The organism is Ruminococcus sp. RTP21484sp1_RTP21277st1_D2_RTP21277_210401 (assembly GCF_040924225.1).
GTDB lineage: Bacteria > Bacillota > Clostridia > Lachnospirales > Lachnospiraceae > Blautia_A > Blautia_A faecis.
On record NZ_JBCOMJ010000060.1, the window covers coordinates 1 to 5,759 of the forward strand.

Consider the following 5,759-nt stretch of genomic DNA (forward strand, 5'->3'; position numbering starts at 1 on the left):
GACTCACGCAGAGGTAAAATGATTCCATTAGGATGTAACATGTATGTAGTTTTGAAGGTACAGTAAATGAGACGGTAACCATTTGGTTATCGTTTTTTTATTTGCTGAAACTATACTGCTGTGTTATCATGTTTATATAAAAAATATCTGTTTAGGAAGGAAGGGCATATGGGAAATCCTAATATTCCAGTAGGTATCTCTGATTTTAAAGAGATACGTGAGAATAATAACTATTATATTGATAAAAGCGGTTTCATATCTGAACTCCTAACCGATGGTGCAGCGAAAGTAACATTGATTACCAGACCGAGACGATTTGGGAAAACATTGGGCATGAGCATGCTCTACTATTTCTTTAATGTTCGAAATGAGAGTCAGAAATTATTTGAAGGGCTTGAAATTTCAAGAAATCACGAGCTTTGTGAAAAATGGTTGAATAAGTGGCCTACTATTTTTTTGACATTTAAAGATATAGATGGACTTGATTTTGCAAGTGCGTATGACCAGCTGGTATTTACCATCTCTGATTTGTATCAGAAATACAGTTTTTTGCTGGAAAGCGAAGAAATTGATGAAGAAGATCGTAAACGCTTTAAACTTCTGAAATCTGGTGAGGGAAGCAAAATTTTGGTTATCAGATCTCTTAGTCTGCTTATGCGTCTGCTCGAGAATTATTACCATAAGCAGATGATTTTGCTTATAGATGAATATGACGTTCCTATAGCAAAAGCCAGCAGCAAAGGATATTACCAGCAAATGCTGGAAATTATCAGAGGTATGATGAGTACTGCATTAAAAGATAATACTTCATTGAAATTTGCTGTTATCACAGGCTGTTTGCAGATTGCAAAAGAGAGCATTTTTACAGGGACAAATAACTTTGTTACAGATACGATTGCAAATACCGGATTCAATGAATATTTCGGATTTACCCAGCAGGAGGTCAACAAAATCCTGGAAGATACAGGGACAGTGCAGTATGCAAAGCAGATGAAGGAATGGTACGATGGATATCATATGGGAGAAATTGATGTGTACTGCCCGTGGGATGTTATGAATTATTTGCGGGAACTTCAGAGAAATCCCAAAGCGCAGCCAGTCAGTTATTGGAAAAATACCAGTGACAACGCAATTATCCGCTCTTTCATCGATTTTGCAGGCAATAGCATTACGGACAAAATGGAAACATTGCTTTCTGGTGGATATATTCTTCAGGATATTGATGAGAACCTGACTTATGATTATTTGCATTCATCCGAAAGTAATCTTTGGAGTATTCTTTACATGACTGGTTATCTGACAGAAGCGCGGATTTCAGAAGGGAAAACTGCATTTTCACCGGATACCAAAGCATTAAAGATACCAAATGCGGAAATAAGAGAAATTTTTGAAACTACGGTAATGAAATGGTTTGCTGACAGTGTGAAAAAATGGAATCGAACAGCGATTTTTCAGGCTCTCTGGAATCAAAAACCAGAAATTATAACTAGAGAAATGAATCTATTGCTGTGGAATACCATCAGTTATCATGATTATAAAGAAGACTTCTATCATGCGTTTCTCACAGGCATTTTTATGGGAGCTGGTGAACAGATTGAATCGAACAAAGAGCATGGATTGGGAAGACCAGATCTTGTGATTATTGATAAAGTCAATGGAAAGGTAGCGATTTTCGAAGTAAAATATTCGCAAAGCATGAAACAGTTAAATAAAGATTGTGATAAAGCACTGGCGCAGATGAAAGAGAGAAAGTATGCAGAGGATTATAAGGACAGGTATAAAGATATCTTTTGTTATGGAATCTCATTTTATAAAAAGGAATGTCTGGTGAAAATGCTGGAGTCTTAGAACCTGTTTAAACACGCTCTGGAAAAGGTGAGGAAGCATTCCCTCACCTTTTTCCAAGTTCCCAGAAAGCCACAGCACTTGCGGCAGCTACATTCAGGGAATCCACTTCATGGGACATGGGGATTTTTACGGTGTAATCGCAACCGGTGATGGTTGCATCCACCAGTCCGTCTCCTTCAGCTCCAAGGATAATCGCCAGTTTTTCTTCGGCTTGAAGGGCTGGGGCGTCAATGCTGATGGAATCGTTCCGAAGAGCCATTGCTACAGTTTTAAATCCGAGAGAGCGAAGCAGCTCCATTCCAGCTTCCGGCCAGGACACTTTTTTATGAAAATAAGTCCATGGAATCTGAAAAACAGTACCCATACTTACCCGGGTGGCTCTGCGGTAAAGAGGATCACAACAGCCTGGGGTGAGAAGAACCGCATCCATATGAAGCGCGGCAGCTGAACGAAAAATGGCTCCGATATTGGTTGGGTTCACTACATTTTCCAGAATGGCGATACGGCGGGCATTTTTGCAGATATCTTTCACAGAGGGAAGGTCCCGGCGAGTCATGGCACAAAGCATTCCACGGGTAAGTGCAAAGCCTGTAAGCTTTACAAGTACCTCATAATCTGCTGTATAAACCGGAATTCCCGGGAACTTTTGTAACAATTCTTTTCCTTCTTTTTCCAGATCCTTGTGTTGAACTAAAAAAGAAACCGGCTGATATCCGGCATTGGCCGCGCGTTGGATTACCTTTGGGCTTTCTGCGATAAAAAGTCCTGGTTTGGGCTCATAGAATCGTAGAAGCTGCACCTCCGGGATTCTGGCGTAAACATCCAGCTCCGGGGCAGTGAAATCTGTTATCTCAATTCGGTTACTCATTTCGTTTTCTCCTGTTTTTCAAGTGCTTTTTAAATGCTACTTGTTTGATAAAGCATTTTATTATCAGCATTATTATAAGGGAAAGACAGGTAAATTGCGATTCTTTTTTTAGCATATTTCTGCAATCGACACGCTCTAGCCCGGGAAAGGAAACGATATGAGAAAAATTAGAATTTTAGGGACTGCTGTTATTACCCGCCAATTGATGGGGAAAAGGATGTCACGTTTAAAATCATCCAGAATGCTCAGGCAGTTGAAACTCTTGACAGCCTTATGACGACACAGCAGTTCCGGTAATTTATGAGGGAAGATCAGAGAGTGAGAAAAAGTTCACATTGCGAACCGGCTTATCAGTTCGCGCAGCGGCTCATGCGCAGACGATAACTATTTCCGGAATACTGGATTATCTGCGAATAAAAAGGTAATTTCCTATTGAAATAATAGGAATTAGAAGGTATAATCTTCTGTAGAGTGATTTTGCATTTGCAGAATCACAGAGCAGGAGGAATGAAGATGAGAATATCCACTAAGGGTAGATATGCAATAAAGTTAATGCTTGATCTGGCTACCAATGACAATGGAGAGCCGATCCGGCTGAAAGATGTAGCACGTAGACAGGAAATTTCCGAGAAATATCTGGAGCAGATCATTTCCGTGCTGAACAAGGCCGGATATGTGAAGAGTGTCAGAGGACCACAGGGCGGCTATTTACTGCAACGCAGACCAGAGGAGTACACCGTGGGCATGATCCTCAGACTTACCGAGGGCTGCCTGTCACCGGTAGACTGTGTAGCACCGGATGGAGCCGGCTGTGAGAAAGGGGATGCTTGTGTTACCCGTATTCTCTGGAAGAAGATTGATGATGCCATCAATGAGGTGGTAGATAATATTACACTGGGAGATCTTCTGGACTGGCAGGCTGCAAGTGCAGATGATTATGTGATCTAAAGGTTACTGTTCACTGGTAACATTCCGCGAGGTGTTTTTTGTGAACAAAGTTCACAGAAAACCCGAGAGTTGCGGCGCGAAATCATGCAAAGCATGATTTCTGTGCATCGCGAAGCGTGTTACTGTGAACGGAGTGAACAGTAACAACAAATCGCTTACTGCTGCTATTTTTATAGCTGCATATGATAAAAATCATCTCGCTTCCGGCTTGGGCTGAGCAGGGACTTCTGCGTCAGTGCACTTGGAATTCTGCGCCTGGAAGGTGATAGTCACTTTGAATAAATCCCCATCCAGGTAAAGCTGGAATTTGCCGCCCTGGAGCTCAGTAAGACTTTTGGCAATGCTAAGTCCAAGCCCGCTTCCCTCGGTGCCACGGGCTACGTCACCGCGGACGAAACGCTCGGTAAGTTCCTCGGCAGCGAAATTTAACGGCTGGGCGGAAATATTTTTCAGGGTGAAAACCACCTGACCGTGGGCGTTCATTACTTCCGCGTAAACCCGGGTGTCTTCCATGGCATATTTTGTTACATTTCCGAAAATATTTTCCAATACACGCCACAGCCGCTGGCCATCTGCATAGATTACAGAAGGCTCATCTGGAAAATGTACCATCATGGTAAGATGGTGTTCTTCGAAACGCTCCTCGAACTCTCCGATTACCTGATGGAGCATTTCTACGAAATCAAGATTATTCATGTTCAGTGTCAGATTTCCGGTGCTGGCCTTGGAGGCTTCTACCACATCCTCTGTGAGTACTTTCAGCCGGGCTGCCTTGGCTTCCAGAATATCCAGATATTCCAGAACCTTAGGATCTGTAAAATTCTCACGTTTCAGAAGATCAATGTAGCTGATAATGGAAGTCAGCGGGGTCTTCAGATCGTGGGAAACGTTGGTGATCAGCTCGGTTTTCATTCGCTCATTTTTCACACTGTTTTCTACAGCTGCGTCAAGACCGCTTCCAATGTTATTAATATATTCTGCAATATGTTTATCATCGCCCCAAAGCCGTTCCAGAGGAATTTTATATTGCAGGTTTCCATTGGAAATTTCTCTCAGTCCTTTTATAATCTGTTCTCTGCTGCAGGCTTTTGTAATAACATATAGCAGTATCAAAAGATCAGCCAGACAGCTGAAGAAAAAGAACAGCTGCATGCTGCCAAGTAAGGGACCACAGATTATATATTTGATGAAAAGAAAGCAAAGAAAAGCGAAGGTTGCTTTCAGTCTGGCAGCAGTGTTTCTGGAGTAGAGATCAGCAAGGGCGTGAAGCTTGTGACTGGCTGAATGAATCAGTCTGGAGGTCAGGACAAGAAGACGGCGCAGGATGCTGTTTTTCCAGAGCTGCTTTGCCTTGATCCGCCGTACCAGGCTAAGGTAGCCAATCTGGAACCAGAATAAAGTGTAAAGCCCCAGAATCATAAGCTTCAGCAACAGACTCACATCAAGGAGCGATGTGGCACGCAGTCTGCCAATCTGATAGTCTGCAAAGGACAGGCATTGTAAAAGGAGTACCAGGACAGGAAACCATGCAAGCAGAATCAGTCCTGCAGAAAGCTCGGTTGGCCAGCGGTCAAAAAAGCAAAGGTGCAGCTTTTGGTCGCTGTTTTTTCTTCCGGCAATTGCTGTTAGCCATACAAACGCAGCCAGGAAAAGAAAGCCGCACAGCAGGAAGAAAAGAAATACCGGCTTCTGATATCTGGAATAGTTTTCAAAAAATGTTTTGTCAGTGGCAAAGGTATCGGAAACAGGAAATGCCTGATCCACATAGGCGGCAAAGATGAAATTGCTGTTTACTGCTGGCAGCAGGGAGTTTGCCACCTCCTTCCAGGAGTCGCAGGTAACATTGTTTCCGGGGAAAGTATTGTATTTCCTGAGCCCTGCCAGGTTGCTGGTAAATCCATCTGGTTGATATTGGATAAGAACATAGGAAATACCATTTATAGATTTTAAAAGATCTGTCAGTTTTGTGCAATAATCGATGGTGCCCCCCATATTGTCAGCTGTAGGATTTTCTATGGCTGAATCAACGTGTGTTACACTGCGTTCCAAGGTATAGCCCAGCTGGGCTTCCAGCTTGCTGTCATTGGAAATAACC

At 42.7% G+C, this 5,759-nt stretch carries 4 protein-coding genes; 2 read left to right on the forward strand and 2 right to left on the reverse strand.

The window, feature by feature from the left end; all coding sequences use genetic code 11:
• The first annotated feature begins 168 nt into the window (after positions 1-168).
• Entirely contained in the window at positions 169-1,848 is a 1,680-nt protein-coding gene (locus AB5706_RS22840) for an AAA family ATPase (RefSeq protein WP_173735304.1), read from the forward strand.
• Between the two features lie 43 nt (positions 1,849-1,891).
• On the opposite strand, the gene AB5706_RS22845 is transcribed toward AB5706_RS22840, so the two are convergent.
• Positions 1,892-2,716, reverse strand: a complete 825-nt coding sequence (locus AB5706_RS22845; RefSeq protein WP_173735303.1) for a TrmH family RNA methyltransferase — start codon at positions 2,714-2,716, stop codon at positions 1,892-1,894.
• 513 nt (positions 2,717-3,229) lie between these two features.
• On the opposite strand from AB5706_RS22845, the gene AB5706_RS22850 reads away from it, so the two are divergent.
• Positions 3,230-3,664, forward strand: coding sequence for an RrF2 family transcriptional regulator (locus AB5706_RS22850; protein ID WP_173716837.1), 435 nt, complete (start codon positions 3,230-3,232; stop codon positions 3,662-3,664).
• Positions 3,665-3,856: 192 nt separating this feature from the next.
• Here AB5706_RS22850 and AB5706_RS22855 read toward each other — a convergent pair.
• Positions 3,857-5,759 (reverse strand): sensor histidine kinase (locus AB5706_RS22855; RefSeq protein WP_368366333.1); only part of this gene is annotated, 1,903 nt, incomplete at its 5' end.